Raw genomic sequence first — 25,979 nt, forward strand, 5'->3', positions numbered from 1 at the left:
TTTCGGCAGCAAAAGTACGAAAGTATCGCGGTGATGCGGCATACCAACATCCTGTCCGCATGGTTGAAAAGGAAGCATTCATCATACATACAACCCCCTAAGCGTTTAACCATGCGGACAGGATGTCTGCGTTACGGCTTCAGGACAACCTTCTCTTCGGCTACAGATTTTACTTTTTCTTTCGAGAAATACACCGGAAAGTACTCATTCTTCGCCCAGAGCGGAAACAGGTCACCATAATGTGGGCTATCAGGATTACCCGACTGGCCGGGCGTGTTGATGCCCAGGGTTTTATCCCAATCCTGCGTATCGACCAGAATCCGAAACGAGGCACCGTGCGTCTGGTTCAGATCAAACGAAGTAGCATTAACGGTTTCGCCGTATCCTCCCCGCGCTACAGGCCCCAAATTGATCCGCTTCTGCATGGCTCCATCGACCAGAGCACTCAGCGGATGCAGGATGGTGATGTGTTTAAAATTGGGCTGTCCATACCGCCAGTTCGCCATGTCAGGACCAAGGCGGTCGGTCAAATCGGCGACAGCTTTATCCAGACACGTCATCAGGAGGCTATCCCGACGGGGAGTATCCTGCAACAACGCTTCGGTGACCCGTTTGGTAGGTAACGATTTCATATACGGACGGGCTTTCAGGGGCACTTTCTCGTCATAAACGGCCGCTTTAAGCTCGTTGTCCCAGGCGACAAAAAGGGCAGCCGCTACCGAATTCGGGTCAAGCCGATAATCCCACTGACGCAAATAGGTTAATGCTTGCTGGGTTCGGGGATTCGGGGAGGTCTGCTTTTGAAGCAAAGGCACAATCGTTCGGGCAGGTATCGACAGATAATCGGCCTGTAAGGCTTTAAAATCCGCCAGGTTTTTGGGCTTCCCCTTGCTCAACACCTCTTCGATCCGGTTGGCCCGACTGGGTGATGACCAGGTCCAGCCCACCGCATTTCGGTAGGGATAATGGGGTGGCAGCAGGTTGTTATTGGCAGTTACAATATACCCTTCGGATGGATTGAGTTTGTTGGGCAGTTGCCGTATGGGCAGATAGCCATTCCAGTCGAACCGTCCGTCGCCCGGCACAGGGACCAACCCGGTATAATTCGGACGAACAGGCGATAAAGCCACCACCTGCCAGCCAATGTTTCCGGTCTTACCATTGGCAGGGCGCTCTGCCCAGATCATATTCTCGCCCGGAACCCGGCTTTGCTCACACGCTTGCCGAAACTCAGCCCAGTTTCGGGCCTGATTCATTCGCAAACTCGCCAGATAAGGTGCACAGCCCGGTTCAAGCCATCCGGCCCGCACGGCATAGGCTTTGTGATGTACGGTATCTTCAAAAACGACCGGACCATGTTGGGTGTACTTAAGCATTGCCTTTACGGGCTGCCCACCTTTCACCGGAATCGTTTCCGACAGCGTGGTCATGCTTACCCAGGTCCCTTTGTATCGATATTGATTCCGATTTGCCGGGTTGGTTTCGTACACATACAAATCTTCATTATCCGTCTCAAAAATGGTTAACCCCCAGGCTCCGTGTTCATTATGACCAATGGAAATACCAGGCAGTGTAGGCTCACCCGCCCCCACTACATGCCAGCCCGGTGCATCCAGATGTACCCAATACCGCAGTGAAGGTGTCGCCTGCGACCGATGCGGATCATTGGCGAGCATCGGATAACCACTGGCCGACTTAGCCCCGGAAATCACCCAGTTGTTCGAACCTGTGTATTGCTTTTCGGTGTCGAACCATCGGTCTTTATCGAACTGAAAGGCTTCATCTTCATCGGCTTTACTAAGTCTGCCTTTGTATTTCAGAGGCAGACGGAACGCTTCATATAGCTCCAGAATGGGCTGAAACAATTCGTCACCGTTTACATGCAGGGTCAGGTCAGGCTCATTGGATTTCGAGACCGGATGAAACCACTGCAACGCCCGAACTTTATCGGGACCAAGCAAATTGACCAGCCGACCGTAATTCAACTCGTCCCGCACATTGGCCATAATGCCCTGATGCCGACTAATCACTACCTCTGGTGTCCATAACCCGGGTTTTGTATTGAGCACCCGAAATTCAAATGGCAACTGTTCCGGTGTTTTCAGCATGGTATTGATATAGGCGTTTATGCCCTCAACAAACGCCCGGACAATTTGCGGGCCGTGCGGATGATATTGCCTGAGTTCTTCATCCAGATTGCCCCGAAACCGAAACAGTCGGGCTCCTACATCTCTTTTAAGCTCCTGCGGCCCCAGTAGCTCAGCGATGGTTCCGGTAGCCTGCCGACGCCAGATTTCGAGTTGAAACAGTCGGTCCTGAGCCGCAGAATAGCCCTGTGCGAAAAATAAATCGTGCTCATTTTTTGCATAAATGTGGTTGACGCCCCACTTATCGCGGACAATGTCGACAGGCTCCTGCAAACCAGGCAGTTGACGGACTTTATCTGACTGACGAACACAAGCGATTGAAACCAACAGAAGGAACAGGGTAAACCGTAGAAGCATAGCGTTGATGAATTTATCGTAAGATAGTCAACAAACCATTTACAGGAAGTTTAACAGTCATTTAACAATCAAATCGCTGAGCGGTTAGTATGTTTACCCAACACCAACTTCTAAACCGGATGAAATCACTCGTTTCTGGCCTTCTGATCAGCAGCCTACTGGTTGCCCTGACGAGCTGCGTAACAGCAACCTTTCAGTCGAACGTAAAAGCGGATGCCAAACCGGAGTTTAAGCGAATTCTGATTGTATCACGCCTGCCTGCCACCAAGCCTGCCTATCTGGCTTCGTTACAAACAGCCTTTCCGACCGGCTATCAGGTTTGTACCGTATCCAATAGCCCAATCTCGTTCGAAACGGCCGAAGAAGCCATCGAAAAACAACGCCAGGCTTGCCAGAGTGAAGTCGTACTAACAATAGATTTTAATCGAAGCTACACATCGGGGTCGGGCCGGTATATTTCATCGAACAACGAACTTCTGCTGGAAATGAAAAGCCTGTCAACAGGCATCCCTTTCTGGAAAGCACTCGTTACAACGGGATTGAGTGATAACGAAGTTTTACCCAGACAACTGGTTATGCAACTGATTAAAGACGGCATCATTCAGGGTAGTGCTCCTCTGGAAAAATCTTACCAGTCCACCTATTAACACAAAGGGCCGGATTCGATGAACCCGGCCCTTTGTGTTTGGTTGCCCAGACGTTATTTGCTTTTTGTACTGCTCAGGTAAGTCTTGTTACCGTTTTTATTGATGTAATACTTACCGCCACGTGGGCCAACCATAACTTTCTCCCCATTAGGCCCCTTAGAGGACGGGTCAACCGGAGCTTTGTAGTCGGCGGGCGTAGCTTTTTCCTCTTTTACGGCTGGAGTCGATGCTTTCGCCATTTTATCGGCTTTCTTGTCCGCTTTATCTGTCTTGTCGGCCTTCGATGGCTTGTCCATCTTGTCGTCTTTCAGTCCAGCATTGGCAGCCATTTTATCCGTCTTCTTTTCAGCTTTATCCACTTTGGCATCAGCTTTAGTCTTTGCTTTGTCGGCCTCTTTAGCCGCTTTTTTCTCTGCCTTCGCCTGGGCTTTATCCGCATCGGCCATACCAGCCTTAGCAGCCTCTTTGGCGGCTTTTTTCTCTGCTTTAGCCGCCTTTTTGGCATCTTTGTCGGCCTCGCTCTGTTCTTTCTTTGCTTTGCTTTTCGACGGTTTATCGTCCTGTGCCCATCCATTGACAGCAACCAGAAGGCTTAGCGCAAGGCACATGATTGACAGGGTCTTGTTCATACAAATTAGATCGGGTTTTGTGAAACAATTGAATTGGTTCTTAGGACGGAAAGATGGGGATAAAATCACCATTCCAACACTAAAAATGACTTAAATTTTTCTTAAATTTGATAGAATGATTGTAGCCGGTAGCTGTCACCAATGGCTTTTAGCCCGTCTTACTGACATCTGTCCGACCAGCGTACCATCACCCGAATACGCCAATGATTAGTACACCCCCGCTTCAAACGCAAAATCCCGCCGATTACCTCAAACGATATTATGGATACGACCGCTTCCGGCCTATGCAGGAAGCGATTATCCAGTCGATACTGAGCGGGCGCGATACGGTGGTACTGATGCCCACCGGAGGGGGTAAGTCCGTTTGCTTTCAGATTCCAGCCCTGATGCTGCCGGGCGTTACCATTGTGGTTTCTCCGCTGATCGCGCTCATGAAAGACCAGGTAGAGGCTCTGCACATGAACGGTATTCAGGCGGCTTATTATAACAGTACACAGACCTCCCGTGAGCAGCGTGATATTGAAGCGGCATGCCAGAAAGGAACGCTTAAACTGCTCTACGTTTCGCCCGAGAAGTTGCTTACGGAGTCGTTTTTTCATTTCCTGAAGCAGATCAATATTTCTCTTTTTGCTATCGACGAAGCCCACTGTATTTCTTCGTGGGGGCACGACTTCCGCCCGGAGTATACCCAACTGCACGTCCTGAAAGAACAGTTTCCGCACGTACCGACCATTGCCCTGACAGCCACCGCCGATAAACTAACCCGCCAGGATATTGCGACTGGGCTAGGGATGGTCGACCCCGCCGTGTTTGTGGCTTCGTTCAACCGTACGAACCTGAGCTTACAGGTATTGCCGGGTCAAAACCGCCTGCAGCAGATTATCCGACTCCTTCAGCAAAAGCCCAATACATCCGGTATTATTTACTGCCTGAGCCGGAAGTCGACCGAATCGCTGGCGGCCAAACTACAGGAGAAAGGGTTCAGCGCGGCCTTCTACCATGCCAAAATGGACCCCGACGACCGCACTAAAACCCAGGAGGCCTTCCTGCGCGACGATGTGCGGATTATGTGTGCTACGATCGCTTTTGGCATGGGCATCGACAAATCGAACGTACGTTGGGTGATTCATTACAACCTGCCCAAAAACATCGAGAGCTTTTATCAGGAAATCGGTCGGGCCGGGCGCGACGGGGCAGCCGCTCAAACGGTTCTTTTTTACAGCTTTGCCGATGTAGCCACCTACAAGGAAATGCTGGCCGAAAATAATCCGGCCAATCTGGGGCTTCAACTGGCCAAACTGGAACGGATGCAGCAGTATGCTGATGCCCATACCTGCCGCCGTCAGATTCTGCTCTCTTACTTCTCGGAAGAGCTCCCCGAGCCCTGTGGCAACTGCGATGTTTGCCGTGATCCACGCGTTACCTTCGACGGAACCATTCTGGCCCAGAAAGCCCTTTCGGCAATGATACGCACGGGTGAGCGTGTCCCTATGAATCTGCTGATCGATATTTTGCGGGGATCGCGCAGCCAGCAGGTATTGCAGGCAGGCTACGATCAGATAAAAACCTACGGAGCCGGGCGCGACATTCGTTTTGAAGACTGGCGGAACTACCTGCACCAACTCATCAACATCGGGGTTATTGAAATCGCCTACGATCAACACTACGCATTACGAAGAGGTATCCTGGCCGATCAGGTACTTTACGGCGGTCGAAAAATAGATCTGGTACGACCCGATGATGCTCCCAAACCCGTCGTCGAAAAACCAAGAACCAAAACCGAATCGCAGCGAGACGAACTCTTCGAGCGGCTCCGAATCCTGCGCAAGCAACTGGCCGATGAGCAAAACGTTCCGGCTTATGTCATCTTCACAGACACTACGCTCGAAGACATGGCCCGGCAGAAGCCCACTACACCCGATGCCCTACGGAACGTCAGTGGCGTGGGCGAACGTAAACTTCAGTTGTTCGGAAAACAGTTTCTGGACGAGATCGTGGGCTATGTGCGTGGACGTGTACAGGCCGGAGAGAAGCCTAAAGGAGCGACGCAATTACTCACACTCGATCTTTACAACAGAGGCCTGTCGATTGACGAAATTGCGGCCGAACGGCAGCTTACAAGCGGCTCTGTAGCCAGCCATCTGGTGCAACTTTCCAAGTCGGGCTACGACATTGATCTGGCCTCGTTGATTGACCCTTACGAACGCCAGGAAATTGAAAAAGTGATCGGAGTCGTTGGCCTTGAAGAAGGGCGATTAAAGGCCGTTTATGAGTATTTAGGAGGGAAGTACGACTACGCCAAACTGACGCTGGTAGCGGGCCTTTTATAAAGATATAATCCTGTTTTCAGCGGTACCGTTGGATAATTCTTAGAGGCCAAATTTGGTATATATCAGATAATCAGCTAAATTCGTTTCAGTAAAGATTACGAGCCCGTTACTTCTGTGCGGGTTTTTTCGTCTCTATGTCTCACAACAACTACTATAATTTTGATTAAAGAAGTAAGTTTTTCACTGCTCATGGCCGCCATGAAGCCGGGGGTTGGTGCCACTACACTACCAAGTTGGTCCCCACTTTTTGGAACCGATACGAGCCGGGTACTTCCGTTGTCAAGCGGTCTAAACAACCCCCAATTATTAGTCGTTGATTCGACCAAACGTCTGTTTCCAATTTATTTCTGTGGTGAAGAAGTGCCCGTTAATGAACCCCGCGTATCGCGTCGGTGGGCACAAACCCTGCGCAACTATGGTGCTCAGGAAGCGTTTCTGATGGACCTTCGCACCAAAGCGTCTGAATTCTTCCCGATTATTGACCCCATCTTACGGAAGTACAAAATCCCCCGCGATTTTCGGTTTATGCCTCTGGCCGAAAGTGCCCTCAACAACCGCAGTGTATCGTATAAAGGAGCCGCTGGGTATTGGCAGATTATGCCCGGAACCGCCCGCGAACTGGGGCTGAAAGTGGATAGACACATTGATGAACGCCGTGACCTGGAGAAGTCGACGGTAGCCGTTTGTCGGCATTTGCACCAGTTGTATAAAGTACTGGGCTCCTGGACTTTGGTAGCAGCAGCCTATAATGGCGGTATTACGCACGTCATGAACAAGATGGAGCAGCAGGGCCATTCGAATTATTACCGACTTCGGCTCCACCGCGAAACCAGCTCTTATCTTTTCCAGATCCTGGCGTTTAAGGAATTGCTGACCAACCCCCGTCAGTATGCTTTGCTACTAAGCGGATCAACGATTGCCGAGCTTACCAAGCCACTGCCAAGCTGGCATAAGCCACTGGCCGTACCGAAGAAGATTAAGGATGCGCCGACCATCGAACTGATTGATGAAGAGTATACATCACCCATCTGGGGTCCTCGGCCAAACAATACGTTGACCAAAGCCCCTTCCGATACCGATCAGTTGATTGCCAGTGCCGCCCTGGTAAAGCATACACCGAATGCTCCGGATGCCGCACTGGAAAAACAGGGCGCACACTTACCCATTAAAAAGCTAATGATGGGCCTGATGGTGCTTCGTTTTCGTCGCCCCCGTATCCTTCAATGGAAGCAAGGCGAAGGCGAAGGTATCCGACCTTTGCATTTCTGGGATTGGTTATAAGCCGTTAAAACCACCAGTAACCCTAAACGCAGAAAGCCGCTTTTGAAGCGGCTTTCTGCGTTTAGGGTTAACCAAATACAGCAACATACAACTTATCATAACAGAAAAATTAAAACTATATAGTTACTATAGATTTCTATTTACGTCTAAATTACTGTAACCCATAAATGGTACGATTGCTGTGTAATGAACTTGTTAGCCTCTTTTGCATTGGCGACGGGTCTGGCTGTGGCGTGTGTTTCTGTATCCAAAGAGTTGCTGCCAACATCAGCCTACGGGCCGTTAATCAATCGAAATCCTATAGATCCGGGACTAACCCGGCTGTTGCCCTCCGTTTATTTCTGCGGAGAATCGGTACCCTTGCATGAAGAGGCTGTTGCCCGTCGGCTGGTGTCTGCCTTCGCCCATAATACGGCTCAAAACGAGGCCATTTACCGCATGCGACAACGAGCAGCCGTTTTTTTTCCGATAATCGAGCCTATCCTGGTCAAGCATAACATTCCACTGGATTTCAAATACCTGCCTTTGGTCGAAAGTGCGCTCACGGGGATGGCCGTATCCCCCAAAGGAGCAGTTGGGTATTGGCAATTTATGCCTGCCACAGCCCGTGAGTTGGGGCTGATTATTGAACCGGGTTATGACGAACGGCAGAATCTGGTCAAATCGACGCACGCAGCCTGTCGGTATTTGCGGTATCTGTATAATCGTTTAGGTTCATGGACCCTAGCGGCAGCCGCTTATAATCACGGGATTGGGGCGCTCCTGGGGAATATCCGTCGTCAACAGCAGCGCGATTATTATTACCTGCGCCTAAATGCCGAAACCGGCAAATACCTCTACCGGATTCTGGCGTTCAAAGAATTGTTTTCCAACTATAGATCGTATCGGCAACTTATTCCTGAGCAAATGATGGCGTATCTGAGTGAGCCCCTGAACCCCACTTACGAGTCCGATCAGCAGGAGCCTATCCTATCCGAATCGCTGCTTAATACCGTAACCGAGAAAGCGGTCGAGGCCCCTGACAACGATGCTACACAACCCACGACGGCAAAACCCAAAGATATTCCTCTGCCAAACGCAGCCGATGTATTCCGGGATGGTATCCGGGCTAAACTGGTCGAATCGTCGGGAGCACGACGAGGAGCCACCTGGGTTTTCCACCTGACCCGCAACGGAATGGCCGATGGAAAACCTCTTGAAGAAGGGGATGTGCTTTACGCTGTTGTCGAAGACATAGACCCAAAAACCGACAAACTTTATCTGCGAGCCGACAAAATGTACTCTGTCACCGAAAAGCATACGTACAATCTGTCGCTGACCGCTATCGATGCCTCCACAGGTCGCACCGGGATTAAGCTCTCTGACGTTGATCAGATAAAATCAGGGTGGATTCTAACCTGGAAAGCCCTGTAAATGAACACCTCTCCTTTCAGAGAACACGGCTCCTCACTGAACTAAACCTCTTCGTCAATGCGTTGTCTAAAGGTCCAACCAATCGACTTTTGATTTGAGACTAACAACAAAAAGCGTTGTGCTGGCTGCCCTTAGCATTAGTTTACTTACGCTCCCTGCAACCGCCCAGAAAAAAGCGACAGGAGCAAAATCCAGATCGGAACGCAGTAAACCCGTACCTCTGCGTCCTCTTGCGGGTCCACAGCGGCTGCATTTTTGCGGGGAGATTGTTCCTACTGAACAGGGTGAAGTTTCAGCTAAACTAGCGCTGGCACTGGCAGGTAGCTCAGGGTATATTCAGCATGTAAATGGACTGAAAGCCCGATCGGCTCCCTTTTTTGCGGTTATTGAACCCATTCTGGCCCGGTATAATATTCCCAATGATTTTAAATACCTGCCACTCATTGAAAGTGCCTGGCAGTCGAACGCGGTTTCATCGGCCGGGGCTATAGGCTATTGGCAGTTTATGGACGATACGGCCCAGGATATGGGCCTCTCAATCGCACCGGGTAACGACGAACGTACCGATCTCCATAAATCGACCGAAGCCGCCTGTAAATACCTACGGTTTCTGCACCAGAAATTAGGCTCCTGGACACTGGTAGCGGCTGCTTATAATGGTGGCGTTGGTATGATGCAGCGAAAAATCACTAAATCGGGGCACCGAGATTATTATGCCATGGCCCTAAATACCGAAACCAGCTATTATCTCTACCGAATACTGGCCATGAAAGAACTGTTCACGAATCCAATCTATGGAGCCGGGGCCGCGGGTATGATGCTCGCATCTTCCGGCCAGGCGTATGAGCGCGAACGCGAACAGGCCCGGCGTATGGGCTGGCTCCAGGACGAAGATCAGGACCCTATTGGTGTCCCTATCGAATCGATCTCGGATGCGGGCACATCCCGGAAAAATGAAGCCATGATTATGGACAGTTTGCTGGTACAACTGCTCAAATCGAAGCCCAAAAAGACGCCTGCTTTTACGGGCGATGCCGTTGCCCGACTGATTAAGGCCGGGCAGCCTAAAGTAGGCCAAAGCTGGGCGTTTGCCTTGACCGAAGCCGTTCAGATTGGCGAAGACGAACTTCAGGCGGGCGATTTGCTTTATGCCGTTGTGGATGATGTCGATACGCAGGGCAATTTATTTCTACGAGCGACCAAAGCCATTTCGGCCCAAACCCAAACGACCATCCCCATCACATTGATCGCCATGAATCCGGCGACAGGCTTGGCTGGTGTGCCTCGCCCAAAGGCCATTAAGCCGGGCTGGGTAGTCCAATGGAAGCTATAGAGTATCTGGATAAGTTACTTGTACAGGCCCTATTACTCTTCCTGTTGGTTTAGTGCCTTTTTGTAGGTGGCGATGGCCCGTTCGCGCACTGTGGCATGATCGACCATGGGTTTTGGATACGCAGGGCTTCCCAACTCCCGCACCCAGTGTCGAATATAAACTTCTTTGGGATCGAATTTTTGAGCTTGTAAACTCGGATTGAACACCCGGAAGTAAGGAGCGGCATCGGTACCCGAACCCGCTGCCCACTGCCAGCCCCCATTATTGGCCGCCAGATCGTAATCGCGCAGTTTTTTGGCAAAGTATGCTTCGCCCCATCGCCAATCGATCAGCAAATGCTTGCATAGAAAACTAGCCGTGATCATCCTGACCCGGTTATGCATCCAGCCAATTGTGTTGAGCTGACGCATGCCCGCATCCACAATCGGATAGCCTGTACGCCCTTCACACCAGCGGGCAAACTCGTCTTCGTTGTTTCGCCACTCAATCCGGTCATATTTTGGGCGAAACGAGTTTTTTTCAACGTGGGGGAAATGGTGTAATACCTGAAAGTAAAAATCCCGCCAGCACAGTTCATTCAGAAACGTACCCTCGCTGGCCGCTTGCGCCTGTCGGGCTAGTTCCCGAATACTGATTGTGCCAAAGCGCAGATGGATACTTAGCTGACTGGTTCCATGCGCCAGGGCTGGCAAATCCCGTGTTTTTTTATAAGCATTCAACAAACCGGCCGACACGCTCCGAGCCGGGAAAGACTCACCTACCGGCTTAAAGTTCAGTTCGGCCAGCGTAGGAATGGGTTCGGGCCGGGTTTTATGGAAGTGCGAAAAATAACGCTCGGTTGGATACGACCGAAGATAAAAGTCGGTCAGGGCTTCATGCCATTTTTTACTGTAAGGCGTGAAAACTGTATAGGGCGCTTTTTTACCACTAAGTATTTCGTCCCGATCAAAAATAGTCTGGTCTTTACTCGTGTGAAACCCGATTCCGTGTTCACTCAATAGTTCAGCAATCGCCTTATCCCGCTGCTTGGCATATACTTCGTAATCGGAGTTGGCAAACACGTCGCCAATCGCATACTGCTGAATCAACTCCTTCCAGACAGCCACTGGATGCCCATACCGCACTACGAGCGTTGAGCCCATAGCGGTCAGTTCATTCTGTAGGCGATTAACTTCCTGAACAATGAACTCAACCCGTCGGTCGGTACGTTCGTCCAGCGCATCCAGAATCGTGCGGTCAAAAATAAATACGGGTAAAACAGGGCGGCCACTTTTCAGAGCGTAGTACAAAGCGGCATTGTCGTGCAATCGCAAATCGCGCCGGAGCCAAACCAGCGATAGAGGTTCTGTCATTCGTTAGGGTGGTTTGGTTGCGCAACAATTCGTCCATGAAAAATGTTGCGCAACCAAACTTCCTTATTCCCATCCGTCGGGTTCCGTTACGGGCACCGGACCATACGTATTACGACAATCGCCATCGGGTAAAATCTGGCTGGCAATGAAACTGGCCACAGCCGGATAAAAGGGGGCACTGTAGTTAATAACCCGAAGTCGTTTTCGGGTAATCGACGTAACGGCAAAATACCCCCGGGCCAGATCGGCCGGGTCAGCCACGTTTACAACATTGCCGGTTACGGGCGCGGGCAGCGGATCGAAAATACTACCCGTTCGGGCGTTTTGCTGCTGGTAGAGCTTCCAGAACTGATAATTTGTCTGGGTCATTCCATATTGCTGAATCTCAACCAACTGAGGACCAATGGCATAAACAGGGACCTGCAGCACAAACCGATCCCGAATCGAATTTCCATTGATGGCTTCGTCGCTGTAAATGTTCACGGCATTGGTCGATTCGGTCGTCCAGCACCGGGTGAAGCATTTGTTAGGACTGCCCAGCGAGCATGGCGAACCCAGCGAAAGGCGGTTTGTATAGCCATAGCCCGTCCAGCGATAGTAATTTTTATCATTGGCCGGATCATTCGTATTGACCCCGTACGACATGGCATAGGGCTTAATCACATTATTCGTTTTAACCAAATGCCCGGAAATGCTATCAATTACAGGTACAGCCGGCATCTGTTCGGGCTTCGTTACATACCGTTTGCCATCGCTTAGCACAATGGTCAGGCTATAGGCGCGGCCAACCTGCCCTCGAAAGGTAGTATCCGTTGTTTGATAAAGCCCCTGCCCCATGGCCACAAAACGCGTCGACCGCCCACGGTCATCGGCCAGGCTCACCTGCGCTTCCCGGACATACTGATCGGATGGATTCTGGCCACCACTGCTGTAATTTCCGGTATACGTCAATCGAACCGTGTAAGGAGGGGCTTCATTCGTAATCTGTCCTTCCACAACCAGCCGGGGAGCTTCTGCCCGAATCGGCAACTCAACCCGGTCGATACAGGCCGTAAACACCGTCAGAAGCAGAACATAACTTATAAACTGACGCATACTTAGAAGTAAAAATTATAGGCGATAGATGGAATCATCGTGCCAAATACCGACAGTCGGTACGATTCGGTACGCTGGTTGTAGCGGGTGAAATAGATCGAATAGGGGTTTTTGTGCGCGTAGACATTGTAAATTCCCAGGGTCCAGACCCCATACCGCTTTTGAGCTTTATTGAACCGTGTGTCTTTCGAAAACGCTACATCGAGCCGATGATAATCAGGAATACGGTCGGCATTACGACGGGAATAGTCCTGAACGGGCTCACCATTAAACGTAAATTGCCCGTCGGGATAGGTGGCTGGTACACCCGTATAATACACGAAATTGGTTGAGAATGTCCAGTTGTGCGACAGGGCCAGACGCGCCTGTACGTTCAGCGTATGGGGGCGGTCAATGTAAGACGGGTAATAGTTACCGCCGTTGATGCGCAATTCATCGAAAGGGGTTTGAACCGCAATCAGTGAGCGAGCGTAGGTATAATTGATCTGCCCCGTCAACTGGCCCTTATTTTTACTGACGCCCACCTCAACACCATACGCTTTACCAGCGGCTGGCACCAAGGCCGTTTCGAGAGTTGGGTTCAGTATCAGATCGGCTCCATAGCGGTATTCTATTTGGTTTTGCAGCCGTTTGTAATAGCCCTCCAGGCTCAGTTCGTACGTATTCTCATTCAAATTCTGAAACAGCCCCAGCGATACCTGATCGGCAATTTGAGGAGGGATGTACCGATCGCTCATTTTCCAGAAATCGAGCGGTGTAATGGCCGTTGTATTTGAAATCAGGTTTATATACTGGCGGGTTCGCCCGGCACTGGCTTTGATGGCCGTATTTTTCGCCATCTGCACCCGTAATGCCAGCCGGGGTTCAAAGCCACCATAGGCCTGTATAACCTGACCATTGCCATAGCGGGTCGAGTCCTGAATGGTTTCTTCCGAACGGGGCAGGTTATCCACATATGTATAAACCGTTTGTGCCCCCAGATAAGCAAATGCCGAATACCGTACTCCGGCCTGTAAGGTAATTCTGGGCGTTAGTTCCCATTCGGTATTCACATACGCTCCTACCTCCCGCCCGCGCTCTGGCGCAACCCGACGGGGATTGATACTGGAATTCTCTCCTGTGGGTTCTGCATCGCCCGTACTAACGTCGTACCGAATCCCATTCAGGCCAAACTGAATCTTGTGTTTTTGCTGAAGGGTATAAAACAGATCGGCTTTAGCCTCCCGTTGCTCAATGTAAGACGTGAATCGAAACGTCAGGCTGGGGGCAACACCATCCACATTCAGGTGGTAACCGCTGTATAGTGCTGTCAGGTTGAACTGAAGGTTGGGTCGGATCAGATAACTCCAGCGGCCCGTTAGCACATCCGACGTCCAGCCATACAGCGTATCGCCCGGAAATCGGAATTTGTCCTGACTCCGATAGGCCGATAGGGCAATCGTATTTCGGTCGTCGGGCGTATACGTCAGCTTGAGGCTACCATCATAAAAAAATGCGCGGCTATTTTTAACACTTTCGGTCGGAAATAAGCCTAACAGATAATTCGGAAAAGCAACGCGCCCACCAGCCAGCAAGGTGAGCTTTTTGGAGAGAGGTCCATCCACAACGACCCGCGCACTAACCGGGCTAAGCCCGCCCGACAACCGCCAGCCATCCTTGTTCCCGTTCCGGCTGCTCATGAGTAATAATGACGATACACGCCCACCGTACTGAGCCGAAAAAGCGCCTTTATTTAAACTAACATCCTGAACCAGATCGGGGTTGACATTCGTATAGAATCCCAGCAAATGAGAGGTATTGAACAGCGGAGCCCCATCAAAAAGAACCAGATTCTGGTCCGATCGGCCACCGCGTACATTAAACCCACCAGCGCCTTCGCCCGCCGTGGTAACACCCGCCTGTAGTGTCAGGGCTTTCAGAATATCGGGTTCACCCAACACAACCGGCATCCGCTTCAGCTCGGGCATACTGAGCTGAATCTGACCCATCTGTACAGCCTTGATGTTTTTATCCTCGCGTAGAGCCCGCACGTCAACTTCTTCCAGATCTGTAGAGCGTGGCTGCAGGAAATATTCGACGCGTTTGTTATAATCAAGTACCACGGTTTCCCGGCCCCGAAAATAGCCCACCGCCGACACATATAGGGTCAGTATGCCCGGCACATGGTTAATCGAAATCACCCCAGCACTGTCGGCTCTGGCCCCTGCCTTCGTTTCGGCAATAAACAAACTAGCTCCGGGAATTGGCTTTTTTGTAGCTCCATCGCGCACGACCACTGAGAGCCGAAGCTTTTGCTGTGCGAATGTTGACGACCCAAAAAGACTGAAAAGAAAAAGAACGTAGAGCCGAAGCCTCATAGCGTGCGGTATAGGAATAATCTATAAATAAAGGACTAAGTTACAAAACCGTTTTGAACGAAATGGATTAAAAATACGAACTCCCCGAAAGATACCCTTGCCGGAGCGGGTATCTTTCGGGGAGCACAAGAAGGGCTATCGGGTAAAATTACTTAAGGTTCAAAATGCAGTCGAACCGTATATACTTCGTCAGGAACACGGCCGTATCCCACCAGTTTCTTACTGGTTAGCTGGCGAATCAACGAATGATTCAACTCATCGTTTTGGCTAAAAACTTTTAGTTGACATACCTCACTGGCTTCGTTGATTCGAAATTGAATCACCACAACGCTTGCCAGCCTGGTCGACTTTAATATACTCGGATAAGAAATGTACCGGGCAATCTGTTGCTCCATCGTCACCTGGGGTGCTGTCGGTTTGTGCGGAGCAAAAGGCCGTGCGTAAGCTTGTGTTGCCAGGAAGCCTACCAGCATAAGTAGATAAAGGTATTTTTTCATGACTTCAACAGATTAAGTGAAACAAGGGTCCAACTCATCCATAAACTGCCTGAACGTACCTAAGGCAAATGGTAGGTTAATAATACACAAATATTACGTCAATGTTATCAAATCAGCTTCATCTGCACTTCCAGACGAACACCAAAAAAACCTATTATTTGTCTAAATTTTTATAATATTTGGCTCAAACCGTCTTTATTGTGCGTATAGTCAATCAACCACATATAAATCACCTATACACCAAAATAAAATTCTGACGGCTAATGTTAAGAAATTGTTAAGAAGCCATCTTTTTAATGCCTTTGCTGATGGCAAACCGGCCATCAAACTAAGTACAGAAGCAGAAATGCCAAAGGCCCGGGAATTGTCCGGGCCTTTGGCATATATTGTACAAAAGAAGGAACGTATTCAGGCAACCTCCATTTCGCGTTCGGGTCTGCGCGACCGCGACCGTTCGGACGGATTCAAACGCAACAGAATACGATTCTTGATGCGCATCCAGCGCTCATACAGTTTCGACTCTTTCAGAAAGTTCCACTTTTCATCCTTCTCCTCTTTCTTGTGCTCTTCGGGGTCGTAAAGCATACCCGTACAGAGGCAGTGTTTCCGGTTCGTACGCGTCAGGATGTCGAAGTTCGCACAGGTCTGGCAACCTTTCCAGAAGGCGTCATCAGCTGGCAACTCATTCAGCGTTACGGGTTGATAGCCCAGGTCCGAGTTAATTTTCATAACGGCCAGACTGGTCGTAATCCCGATAATCTTGGCCGTCGGAAACATGGTCCGGGAGAGTTCAAACGCCTTGGCTTTGATTCGGGTAGCGATCCCGCTCTTGCGGTAATCGGGATGCACGATCAGGCCCGAATTGGCCACAAACTTACCGTGGTCCCAGGTTTCGATATAGCAAAACCCAACCCATTCGCCCGAGAGGGTCGTGGCAATAATTGCCTTCCCTTCGAGCATTTTTTCCATGACATAAATCGGTGAACGCTTGGCGATACCGGTTCCCCGGGCCTTCGCACTCTCTTCCATCTCACGGCAGATGGTTTCGGCCAGCCGAAGATGATCTTCACTGGCGACCTGAACAATATATTGATCGTTGACTATTTCGGGCTTAATCATTGTCGTTTAATGGCGGTTGTAAAGCCGCGTATACGGAGACAGCGCAATCCGGAGCTGGTTTGTTGTGAAAATTAAAACGAGAAAATGGGCGAAAACGTCTACCGCATAGGCAAACAAATTGATATAGTCCTTTCGGACCTAAACCGAAATGGCGTAGTATGGAAGAAAGTCGGTAAATAAACGAGCTTTGCCATTGGTTTGTGCAGAAAAAAGCGGACAATGTTAGAGAGATTATCCGTATCCTGCAATAAAATAACGGTTTTTTTGCAGGATAGTTCGTTAATGGTCAAAACATATTTATTGAATGTTAAATGCAATAATATAGACGGCTCACTATCAGCAGGTCACAAATACTCACTACACTATTTTTGCCAAACGTATATAGCTGGCGGCTTTCTGGGCCTTCGCATGGTAAGTTCAGTTTTTGGTGAGTAGCTTGCATTCCCTTCCGTTTCCTGTCATGCTACACATTCGTAGGTCACTCTACCGTATCCTTGAAACTTCGGCTGGAAAGCGCCGTGGTGTTAGTCTGGTCTTCAACCTGGTGCTGATCGGCATCATCACCCTGAATGCCATCGCTATCGTTTTACACACAGTACCAGACTATAATCAGCGCTTTGCCCGCTTATTTTACGATTTTGAGGTATTTTCCGTCAGCTTTTTCACGTTTGAATATCTCCTTCGTCTGTGGGTATGCGTCGAAAATGAGAAATACCACCATCCGTTCTGGGGCCGACTACGCTATATGTTTTCGACTTCAGCCATTATCGATTTTCTAGCCATTTTCCCGTTCTACTTTTCGCTGTTTGCCACCGACCTGGCCATCGTTCGGATTCTGCGTCTGTTCCGCATATTCCGGTTGTTCCGAATTTCACGCTACTCACATGCCTTCCGGCTCATTCAAAGTGTCGTTTCCGACAAAAAGGAGGAATTGGTTCTAAGTACGATCCTGGTCGTTTTTATGCTCATTATTGTTTCCAGCATTATGTACTATGTAGAGCACAACGCGCAACCCGACAAGTTTTCGAGTATTCCGGCAACCATGTGGTGGGGAGTTACGGCCATGACAACCGTAGGGTACGGCGACATTCACCCAATTACACCATTGGGGAAGTTTTTAGGTGGCATTGCGGCCATTGTCGGGATTGGTGTATTTGCTTTACCAACCGGTATTCTGGTGTCGGGTTTCAACGAACACATCCGCCATCATAAAGGAGGCCATAGTCGTCAGCGATGCCCCCATTGCGGTAAGGAGATTTAAGCGCGGGGCGGAAATTGGGACAACGAACAAGCAACCATCAATTCTGAATCCGGGGCAATGTCCAGTCCTGCCGGATAGCAACCAGCCTGAATAAAGTAATCAAGCCGGCCGATACAATGACGTTCAGCGTTGGATCGACGCCCATACGTGCGTTGATGTGGTAAAGGATCGCGCCCGATAGGCAAGGCGTAACATACAGTTGTCGGTCTAAAATAAGCGGTAGCTCATTCACGAACGTATCCCGGATGACCCCACCAAACAGCGCTGTAATAATGCCCAGCAGTATGGCAGCCCAATCGTTGACGCCAGCCAGCAAGGCTTTTTGCATACCCAGAATCGTAAACAGCCCCAAACCAATAGTATCGAACAGGAGTAAAGGGCGTCGGAAAGCCCCACGCCATAAGCGACGTCCTACTACAGCCATAATGACACTGATAAAAATAACAATCAGATAAGTCGGGTCTCGTATCCAGGCAATCGGATGGGCCCCCATAATAACATCCCGGGTTGTTCCTCCACCAACCGCCGTCAGAAAGCCCACAAAAAACAAGGCCACTACATCATGGTACATTTTCTTACTCAGGGCCGAAAGTGCCCCGGAAATGGCAAAGACACTTGTACCAACCAGATCGATGATATACCAGATAGTCATAGCGAATAAGGAATCGTCCAGAAATAGCGCCGGGCGATCAATCCGCAAACTTACACTGGATCAAGTGGTATTGAAATTCTTTGCCGTTAGGCTCAGGTTCGCCTGCCCGTACTTCGCCAAATACCTTTTGCCTTTCCGACCCCAACCTGCTAACTTGCAGTATGGAAAATTTCGTGGTCTCGGCCCGCAAGTACCGTCCGGCTACCTTCGACACCGTGGTAGGTCAGGAGCATATTACAACTACCCTCAAGAACGCTATCAAGACCAATCACTTAGCGTCGGCGTTTTTATTTTGTGGGCCACGTGGCGTTGGCAAAACGACCTGTGCCCGGATTCTGGCCAAAACCATTAACTGCCAAAACCTGACGCCCGAAGGGGAAGCCTGCGATACCTGCGAATCGTGCGTGAGTTTTACTCAAAATGCTTCGTTTAATATTCATGAACTGGATGCGGCCTCTAACAACTCGGTCGAAGATATACGGAATCTGATCGATCAGGTTCGTTACCCACCTCAATCGGGCAAATACAAGATCTACATCATCGATGAGGTCCATATGCTTTCGTCGGCGGCTTTCAATGCCTTTCTGAAAACCCTGGAAGAACCCCCATCCTACGCGATTTTCATTCTGGCAACAACCGAAAAGCACAAAATTCTGCCGACGATTCTGTCGCGCTGCCAGATTTTCGACTTCAACCGAATTCAGCCGGGGCATATTTCGGACCACCTGGCTAAAATTGCCTCAAAAGAAGACATTACGGCCGAGCCCGAAGCCCTTGATCTGATTGCTCAAAAAGCCGATGGGGGCCTACGGGATGCGCTGTCGATGTTCGACCTGAACGTTACCTTCGCTGCCGACCGGGTCATTCGATACAAGGAAGTACTGGATAACCTGCATATTCTTGATTACGATTATTATTTCAAACTAACCGACTCACTGCTGGCAGGTAATCTGCCTCAAAGTTTACTGACAGTCGACGAAATCCTCCGGAAAGGGTTCGACGGCCATCAGTTTGTGGTCGGGTTCTGCCGTCATTTCCGTGATTTGCTGGTTTGCAAAGACCCGGCAACGGTTCAGTTGCTCCAGGTAACCGAAAACGTCCGGCGGCAATACCTCGATCAGTCGGCTAAGGCTCCTATGTCGTTTTTGCTTTCGGCTCTCAGCCTGGGCGGTCAATGCGACATGAACTACAAGCAGGCCAAAGATCAGCGGTTACACATCGAACTGTGGCTGATGAAACTGGCCAATCTGCGGCATGTTCTGAACTGGGATTCAATGCCGGAATTGCCGCTTCATGGAACGCATAATGGCGATGCTACTTCGCTAGCCCAATCGGGCGCTGAAAAAAAAAACGGCGAACCGATCCCCAGCCCATCAGCAGTCAGTAGACCAGAGCCTCCAACGCCCACTGCCAGTCAGCCACTGACTACGCATCCCATTACGAGCGAACCCGTTAATGGCTACCAATCGAGCCCATCGACCAATGGCTCATCGGCTGCCGTAAAAGCTCCGACTAACGGACATACCGCTCTGGCCAATGCCCCTGTAACGGTAGAGGCTCAGGCTCCGGTTGCTCCTAAACCTCAGTATGCCCCCCCGGCCCGACCCGCAAGTAGTCGTCTGCGAACGACCATTTCCTTGACGGCTGGTCCCGCATCCGCAGCAACGGATACAGAAGAAGTGACTACAGTAAAGGCCCCCACCCGGCCCGACAAATCGTTCACATTCGACGAATTAAGGGATCAGTGGTCTACCTTTGCCCGGCTGCGTCGCCAACAGAATGACATAACCTCCGAGCAGGTTGTCCTGAACCGCGACCTGGTATTGGATGGTACGACCATTCGGTTGACACTCGACAATACGCTTCAGGTAGATTTTCTGACGGAGTTAAAACCTGAACTGCTGGGTTATTTACGTAGGGAGCTTCAGAATAGCCAGATTCAGATTGAGCATCAGGTGGTTATTCAGGAAGTGAAGAAAATGATTTACAGCTCGCAGGATAAATACAACTACATGGCCGAAAAGAACCCTGCCCTGCACGAACTCCGCAAAGTCCTGAACCTGGAAGTAGATTATTGATGTATGATATAGGATGTACTAGTGATCTACATCATACATCCTATATCATACATCACTTATACCCTTTGGCCTCTCTGATCAAGGATTTATACTCGCCTATCGATAAGGCTTTTTTGTAATACATCCGGGCGCGGGTAGCGTCGTTGGCGCGGGCAGCGATCCGGGCTAATCCCGCGTAGGCAAAGGCCAGATATTCTTTTGTATAGGGATCGTTGTAGGGTAGCTTAAGCGATTGATTGTAGTATTCGGCTGCTTCTTTGTCGTCTTTATCCAGATACTCGGCCAGCATACCCGAAAAAGTATGGTACGCCAGCGGAACCAGTTTGTTTGGCATCTGCTTTAACCGCTGCACAGAAGGACGGGCTTCGGCATAACGTCCTGCCAGCAGTAAAGACTCCGCATAACTCATGGCAAACAAGGGGTTATCGGGATATTTCTCTACCAGATACTTGGTATATACGGTAGCCCGTGCCGGACTGGTTTCATGCTTCATCAGCAGGTGTGCCAGGTAGTAATTGGCCACTGGCCGCATAAAAACAGCCTTTCGGGTAGCCACATCCATCTGACGGATACCCAGCGGAATATCGCCATCGGCGAAGAAAACCATAAACGGCCTGACAATCGGGTGGTCGATAGGGTATCGTTCCACATAATAGTTATACAACCCGGTAGTGAAGTAGAAGTCTGGATTCTTTTCCATCAGCTTAAACCCATCGCGCAGGTAACTATAGGCTTTTTTCGACTCCCCAACGGCTTTTAGCGATTCGCCCTGATTGTTGTAAAGCATAGCCATATAACTATGGCAGGTCAACATAAAGAAAATAGCTTCGGGGTCCTCTTCGTTTTTGGCTAGCATTCGCTTCGACAACTGTAATCCCTGCTCAACGGCCTGAACGAACTGGGCTGTAGCGGCTTTATTTTCAGCCAATGGTAAGTGCTGAATATCCAGTTGGGTAGCCCGTAGAATGTAGGCCGCCGGATTTTGCGGATAGCGGGTCTGTAACTGCCGAATCAACGCATCCGATTCCGTAAACTCAAGGCTATAGATATGGTCGAGCGCCTTTAAAATAGTCTGCTGAGCCGAAGCGTCATTGAGTAGCTGTGCGGGAGCAATCAGCGGGGCTATCAGGAAGAACAGACTTAAAAGGGTATTTTTCAGAATAGACAAAGCGCTTGGTGTAGTTACGTCGTTTGATTCTATACAGTCAGAAGCGTACTTTTGTTCAATGCGCTTAATCGAACGAAGATTAATTGCTGTTGCTTAGCTATGATTCATTACGAAGAGTTTGTTCTCGATAATGGTCTGCGGGTATTCGTTCACGAAGATGAATCGACGCCCATGGCCGCTGTCAATATTTTATACAATGTTGGGTCACGCGACGAAAATCCGGACAAAACCGGGTTCGCCCATTTGTTTGAGCATTTAATGTTTGGTGGGTCACGCCATATTCCGGTTTACGACGAACCGTTGCAGAAGGTAGGCGGTGAAAACAATGCGTTCACCAGCCCCGATATTACGAATTATTACATTACTCTGCCAGCCGCGAACCTGGAAACGGCTTTCTGGCTGGAGTCGGACCGGATGCTGAGCCTCTCCTTCGATCCGCAAGTACTGGATGTACAGCAAAAAGTGGTTATCGAAGAGTTTAAGCAGCGATATCTGAACCAACCCTATGGTGATGTCTGGCTCAAGCTTCGGCCGCTTGCTTACCAGCAACATCCCTACCGATGGGCTACGATCGGAAAAGACATCAGCCATATCGAAGAGGCTACGATGGACGATGTTAAATCGTTCTTCTATAAATACTACCTGCCCAACAACGCCATTCTGGTTGTAGCTGGCAACGTAACTGTAGAGCAGGTCAAGCAATTGTGTACCAAATGGTTTGCTTCGATCCCGGCAGGCGAACCGTATTTCCGTCGGCTCCCGGCCGAACCGATCCAGACCGAAGCGCGAAAGCTGGAGACCTCCGCCAAAGTTCCTCTCAACAGCTTGTACAAAGTTTACCACATGCCCGGCCGTTTTGAGCCTGGCTTTCACACAACCGATCTACTGAGCGATATGCTGGGCCGCAGTAAATCGTCGCGTTTGTACCAGAAACTCCTGCGCGACACCCCGATGTTCAGCAGTGTAAATGCCTATATTACAGCCTCTATCGACCCCGGACTGCTCGTTATTCAGGGCAATGTCAATAAAGGTGTTTCGCTGGAAGAAGCCGATGCGGCTGTCGAAGCCATTGTGCATGAATTCATTGACCAGCCCGTATCGGAAGACGAACTTGCGAAGGTTAAAAACCAGGCCGAAGCCACATTGGCTTTCTCGGAAGTCGAGTTACTAAACCGGGCCATGAACCTAGCCTACGCAGCCAATGCCGGAAACCCGGATTTAGTCAATCAGGAGGCCGAGCTAATTCAGGCCGTAACCACCGACGACATTCAGGCCACGGCCCGTAAGGTGCTGCGCAAAGAAAACTGTTCAACGCTCTATTACCGGGTTGCCGAATAAAACCAGCGTTTATATGAAAATTCGCGTAGGACAAGGGTACGATGTACATCGACTGGAAGAAGGGCGTCCGTTCTGGCTGGGTGGGATTCAAATTCCGAGTACGTTTGGGCCGGTTGGCCATTCTGATGCCGATGTCGTATGTCATGTATTGTGCGACGCCCTGCTGGGTGCGGCCAACATGCGGAACATCGGCTACCATTTTTCCGACAAAGATCCTCGCTGGAAAGGTGTCGATAGTAAAATTCTGCTCGCTGAAGTGCTGCGTATGGTTCGGGAGGCCGGGTACGAAGTCTCTAATGTCGATGTAACCGTTGTGTTGCAGGAACCTAAACTAAACCCACACATCCCGGCCATGAAAACCTGTCTGGCCAGTGTAATGGCCATTCCTGAAGAAGACATTTCCATCAAAGCCACTACCTCCGAGCATATTGGTTTTGTGGGGCGGGGCGAAGGCATTGCCGCTCATTGTGTGGCGTTAATTTTTCGCTGATTTTTACTATACTGCTAAAAAAAGTATCTTCACTACCCGACTTCGCACGAACCGTTTGGGCTTCGGCAACCTGATAACCTAATGCATATGACTTCTTCTTTACAACCCATCGTTGGCTCGGCCCTCCGCTATGCCCTTGGCTTTTCGCTGTTCAGCCTATCGGTTGTGGCTCAGCCTAAACCCGCCGATATGCCCCTCGGCTTTGAAGAATACGACCCCGTATCGACCCTCAAAGTCCCCGAACACAAGCTTACCCGGTCGAAATATCCATTCATCGACGTACACAACCACCAGTTTCAGATGGACAAAGAGGATTTGCGCAAACTCCTCTCCCAGATGGACAGTCTGAACATGGGCCTGATGGTCAACCTGAGTGGACGCGGCTTTGCGGATAACCAGACCGCCAGCACAAAATTTTTCGACGACGCCCTGACCAATATTCAAAAGACGAACCCCAAACGGCTGGTGCTGTTTACGAACATCAACTTTTCGAACGTAAACGACAAAGGCTGGACCGAGCAGGCCGTTAAAATCCTGGAGGACGACGTAAAGAAAGGAGCCAAAGGGCTGAAAATCTACAAAAGCCTGGGATTCAGTGTAAAAGACGACAAAGGCAACCGGGTTCGGGTCGATGACCCACGTCTTGATCCCATCTGGGCCAAATGTGGGCAGTTGGGCATTCCGGTTTTGATTCATACCGCCGACCCCAAGTCGTTCTGGGACCCGATGGACCGTTACAATGAACGCTGGCTCGAACTAAAGCTCCACGCTGGGCGTAAGCGGGGCCCTAATGACCCGGTACCCTGGGAGCAACTGATTACGGAACAGCACAATGTATTCCGGAAACATCCCAAAACGACGTTTATTGCTGCTCACATGGGCTGGTATCCCAACGACCTGAAAAAGCTGGATAGTCTGATGACTGTTTTTCCCAACATGAATGTCGAGATTGGGGCTGTCATCGCGGAATTAGGCCGCCAGCCAAAGGCCAGTCGTAAATTTTTCGAAAAGTATCAGGACCGGATTCTGTTTGGAAAAGACAGTTGGGTACCCAGCGAATACGCTACCTATTTCCGGGTACTGGAAACTGACGACGAATACTTCCCGTACCACAAAAAGTACCACGCTTTCTGGCGAATGTACGGCATGGGCTTACCCGACGAAGTTCTGAAAAAAGTGTATTACAAAAACGCGCTACGGATCATTCCCGGCCTGGATAAAAGCCAGTTTCCGCAATAATGTCATAACCAAGAAAACAAAGACTCCACAGTGCACGGGGCGAAAATCTCGGTGCTCTTTGTAGAGTCTTTGTTTGAAGAACCATGAAAATCACTGCCATCCATCTTTATCGGTACGATATACCGCTCAAAGCGCCAATTGCCATTTCGCTGGGCCTGATTGAGAACGCCCGAAACCTGCTGGTCGAGATTCAAACCGATGAAAGCATTACGGGATGGGGTGAAGGCTCCCCCTTCTGGATGATCGTTGGCGAAACGCAGGAGTCGGGGCTGGCGGCCGCCCATGATATGGCTAAACTGCTGCTGGGTCGGAATCCACTGGATATAGAAGGATGCCTTAACACCCTGACCCGCTATTTGCCCGGCCATGTTACGACCCGCTCGACGTTCGATATGGCGTTATTCGATATTGCGGCAAAAGCGGCCCGTATGCCCCTTTATCAGTACCTGGGCGGCTCCAAACGGCAACTCGTTACGGACGAAACCATTTACATCAACACCCCTGAACGCATGGTAGACGATGCCCTGCGCATTCAGGCCAAGGGAGCAGAAGCCATCAAAGTAAAGTTGGGCACTACTCTTCACGATGATATTAAACGGGTAGAAGCCATCCGAAACGCCATTGGCGATACAACCCCCATCCGAACCGATGCCAATCAGGGGTGGGACGTGGTAACGGCATTGGGCGTATTACGGGCCATTGGCAACTGGAATGTTCAGTATTGCGAACAGCCCATTAAACGGCATGACATTGCGGGCCTACGTCGAATTCGGCAAGCGTCAACCGTACCGATTATGGCCGATGAAAGCCTGTTCGACGCTACGGATGCCCTTCGGCTCATTCGCGAAGAAGCGGTCGATTATTTTAACATCAAACTATCCAAGAGTGGCGGAATCTGGGAAGCACTCAAGATCAATGCCATTGCTGAATCGGCCGGGATACCTTGTATGATTGGCTGTATGTCGGAGTCACGGCTGGCCCTTACTGCCAACGCTCATTTTGCTTCCGCCCGTCAGAATGTTCGTTTTTATGACCTGGACGCCTGTTTCGAACATGCTGCCGATCCAGTCTATGGCGGCATTACCTACAACGGCTACCTGATCGACTTACCCGAAACCCCTGGCATTGGCGCAGAAATAGATGCCGACTTTCTGAAAAAATGCCAGAAAATGGCCATTACGTTGTAAGGCGGTAGA

The 25,979-nt window shown here is 50.1% G+C and carries 20 protein-coding genes; 11 read left to right on the forward strand and 9 right to left on the reverse strand.

Annotation, left to right across the window (positions count from 1 at the left end; all coding sequences use genetic code 11):
* Positions 1 to 131 precede the first annotated feature (131 nt).
* The gene (locus B153_RS0122560) at positions 132 to 2,504 is read right to left on the reverse strand and encodes a penicillin acylase family protein (RefSeq protein ID WP_020599019.1); all 2,373 of its coding nucleotides are present in this window, start codon (positions 2,502 to 2,504) and stop codon (positions 132 to 134) included.
* 119 nt (positions 2,505 to 2,623) lie between these two features.
* On the opposite strand from B153_RS0122560, the gene B153_RS0122565 reads away from it, so the two are divergent.
* On the forward strand, positions 2,624 to 3,151 hold the full coding sequence (locus B153_RS0122565) for a hypothetical protein (protein ID WP_040761875.1): 528 nt from the start codon (positions 2,624 to 2,626) through the stop codon (positions 3,149 to 3,151).
* Between the two features lie 53 nt (positions 3,152 to 3,204).
* On the opposite strand, the gene B153_RS0122570 is transcribed toward B153_RS0122565, so the two are convergent.
* Entirely contained in the window at positions 3,205 to 3,780 is a 576-nt protein-coding gene (locus B153_RS0122570) for a hypothetical protein (RefSeq protein ID WP_040761869.1), read from the reverse strand.
* A gap of 203 nt (positions 3,781 to 3,983) precedes the next feature.
* Between B153_RS0122570 and recQ the strand changes: the two genes are divergently transcribed.
* The 4 genes from recQ to B153_RS0122590 all read left to right on the forward strand — a co-directional run bounded on the left by recQ (position 3,984) and on the right by B153_RS0122590 (position 10,137).
* The gene (gene recQ, locus B153_RS0122575; RefSeq protein ID WP_020599023.1) at positions 3,984 to 6,110 is read left to right on the forward strand and encodes a DNA helicase RecQ; all 2,127 of its coding nucleotides are present in this window, start codon (positions 3,984 to 3,986) and stop codon (positions 6,108 to 6,110) included.
* Positions 6,111 to 6,299: 189 nt separating this feature from the next.
* Positions 6,300 to 7,391 (forward strand): lytic transglycosylase domain-containing protein, encoded by a 1,092-nt coding sequence (locus B153_RS0122580; RefSeq protein WP_026262371.1) that lies wholly within the window; start codon positions 6,300 to 6,302, stop codon positions 7,389 to 7,391.
* A gap of 186 nt (positions 7,392 to 7,577) precedes the next feature.
* Complete coding sequence (locus B153_RS0122585) at positions 7,578 to 8,804, forward strand: lytic transglycosylase domain-containing protein (RefSeq protein WP_020599025.1); 1,227 nt, start codon at positions 7,578 to 7,580, stop codon at positions 8,802 to 8,804.
* 94 nt (positions 8,805 to 8,898) lie between these two features.
* Positions 8,899 to 10,137, forward strand: coding sequence for a lytic transglycosylase domain-containing protein (locus B153_RS0122590; protein WP_245564928.1), 1,239 nt, complete (start codon positions 8,899 to 8,901; stop codon positions 10,135 to 10,137).
* A 32-nt stretch (positions 10,138 to 10,169) separates the two neighbouring features.
* Here the strand turns inward: B153_RS0122590 and B153_RS0122595 are convergent, their stop codons facing one another.
* The 5 genes from B153_RS0122595 to B153_RS0122615 form a co-directional block, all read right to left on the reverse strand.
* Positions 10,170 to 11,489 carry a cryptochrome/photolyase family protein gene (locus B153_RS0122595; RefSeq protein WP_020599027.1) on the reverse strand — a complete coding sequence of 440 codons (1,320 nt, stop codon included), beginning with the start codon at positions 11,487 to 11,489 and terminating at the stop codon, positions 10,170 to 10,172.
* Between the two features lie 63 nt (positions 11,490 to 11,552).
* Positions 11,553 to 12,584 carry a DUF4249 domain-containing protein gene (locus B153_RS0122600; RefSeq protein ID WP_020599028.1) on the reverse strand — a complete coding sequence of 344 codons (1,032 nt, stop codon included), beginning with the start codon at positions 12,582 to 12,584 and terminating at the stop codon, positions 11,553 to 11,555.
* 2 nt (positions 12,585 to 12,586) lie between these two features.
* Complete coding sequence (locus tag B153_RS0122605) at positions 12,587 to 14,941, reverse strand: TonB-dependent receptor (RefSeq protein WP_040761871.1); 2,355 nt, start codon at positions 14,939 to 14,941, stop codon at positions 12,587 to 12,589.
* A gap of 152 nt (positions 14,942 to 15,093) precedes the next feature.
* Positions 15,094 to 15,438, reverse strand: a complete 345-nt coding sequence (locus B153_RS0122610; protein ID WP_026262373.1) for a hypothetical protein — start codon at positions 15,436 to 15,438, stop codon at positions 15,094 to 15,096.
* 408 nt (positions 15,439 to 15,846) lie between these two features.
* Entirely contained in the window at positions 15,847 to 16,557 is a 711-nt protein-coding gene (locus B153_RS0122615) for a GNAT family N-acetyltransferase (protein WP_020599031.1), read from the reverse strand.
* Positions 16,558 to 17,017: 460 nt separating this feature from the next.
* On the opposite strand from B153_RS0122615, the gene B153_RS0122620 reads away from it, so the two are divergent.
* Entirely contained in the window at positions 17,018 to 17,818 is an 801-nt protein-coding gene (locus B153_RS0122620) for an ion transporter (RefSeq protein ID WP_020599032.1), read from the forward strand.
* Between the two features lie 37 nt (positions 17,819 to 17,855).
* On the opposite strand, the gene B153_RS0122625 is transcribed toward B153_RS0122620, so the two are convergent.
* Entirely contained in the window at positions 17,856 to 18,470 is a 615-nt protein-coding gene (locus B153_RS0122625) for a trimeric intracellular cation channel family protein (RefSeq protein WP_026262374.1), read from the reverse strand.
* A gap of 161 nt (positions 18,471 to 18,631) precedes the next feature.
* Between B153_RS0122625 and B153_RS0122630 the strand changes: the two genes are divergently transcribed.
* Positions 18,632 to 20,548, forward strand: coding sequence for a DNA polymerase III subunit gamma/tau (locus tag B153_RS0122630; protein ID WP_020599034.1), 1,917 nt, complete (start codon positions 18,632 to 18,634; stop codon positions 20,546 to 20,548).
* A gap of 52 nt (positions 20,549 to 20,600) precedes the next feature.
* Here the strand turns inward: B153_RS0122630 and B153_RS0122635 are convergent, their stop codons facing one another.
* On the reverse strand, positions 20,601 to 21,716 hold the full coding sequence (locus tag B153_RS0122635) for a tetratricopeptide repeat protein (protein ID WP_020599035.1): 1,116 nt from the start codon (positions 21,714 to 21,716) through the stop codon (positions 20,601 to 20,603).
* A gap of 99 nt (positions 21,717 to 21,815) precedes the next feature.
* Between B153_RS0122635 and B153_RS0122640 the strand changes: the two genes are divergently transcribed.
* From B153_RS0122640 to B153_RS0122655, 4 genes are all read left to right on the forward strand, one after another.
* The gene (locus tag B153_RS0122640) at positions 21,816 to 23,054 is read left to right on the forward strand and encodes a M16 family metallopeptidase (protein WP_020599036.1); all 1,239 of its coding nucleotides are present in this window, start codon (positions 21,816 to 21,818) and stop codon (positions 23,052 to 23,054) included.
* Positions 23,055 to 23,067: 13 nt separating this feature from the next.
* Positions 23,068 to 23,544 (forward strand): 2-C-methyl-D-erythritol 2,4-cyclodiphosphate synthase, encoded by a 477-nt coding sequence (ispF, locus tag B153_RS0122645; RefSeq protein ID WP_020599037.1) that lies wholly within the window; start codon positions 23,068 to 23,070, stop codon positions 23,542 to 23,544.
* A gap of 87 nt (positions 23,545 to 23,631) precedes the next feature.
* Complete coding sequence (locus B153_RS0122650) at positions 23,632 to 24,783, forward strand: amidohydrolase family protein (protein WP_020599038.1); 1,152 nt, start codon at positions 23,632 to 23,634, stop codon at positions 24,781 to 24,783.
* Between the two features lie 83 nt (positions 24,784 to 24,866).
* A complete protein-coding gene (locus B153_RS0122655; protein ID WP_020599039.1) occupies positions 24,867 to 25,970 on the forward strand; it encodes a mandelate racemase/muconate lactonizing enzyme family protein in 1,104 nt (367 codons plus the stop codon).
* The last annotated feature ends 9 nt before the right edge of the window (positions 25,971 to 25,979 follow it).

It is taken from the genome of Spirosoma panaciterrae DSM 21099, assembly GCF_000374025.1.
GTDB classification, from domain to species: Bacteria; Bacteroidota; Bacteroidia; order Cytophagales; family Spirosomataceae; genus Spirosoma; species Spirosoma panaciterrae.